Origin of the sequence: Gilvimarinus gilvus, assembly GCF_030518155.1 — a bacterium.
GTDB lineage: Bacteria > Pseudomonadota > Gammaproteobacteria > Pseudomonadales > Cellvibrionaceae > Gilvimarinus > Gilvimarinus gilvus.
Map to the genome: position 1 here is coordinate 1 of NZ_JAULRU010000417.1, position 355 is coordinate 355.

Below are 355 nucleotides of genomic sequence, written 5' to 3' on the forward strand. Positions count from 1 at the left end.
TGAAGGGAAATATTATCTTTTGTAATAGCTCCCTGTTGCGGCACATCTACGGCTTGCTCTTTCAGCGAACGATTTGCTGAAATACGATCAATAAAAGGGATTAAAAAATTCAACCCGGCTTCTTTAGTTGAGCGAAACTTGCCAAAGCGCTCGATTACGTAAGCCCGGTTCTGAGGCACAAAAATAATCGAGGACTTGAGGAGAACCAGAGCAAAAATCAGCAGTGCTACAGGCACTATAAAGAGGTTTTCAATCAGCTGGCCAATCGTATCCATGAGCGGGTCATCCTATCCATTATTAAAAATAATCAAAGAAAGTCTACTGTGCTTATCAGGCCAAAGAAAGCACTTAAGTA

At 41.4% G+C, this 355-nt stretch carries 1 protein-coding gene; it reads right to left on the reverse strand.

The genetic code is table 11. The features are described from left to right. A partial coding sequence (locus tag QWI17_RS06855; protein WP_302721777.1) for an SPFH domain-containing protein occupies positions 1-275 on the reverse strand: 275 nt, incomplete at its 3' end. Positions 276-355: the final 80 nt, after the last annotated feature.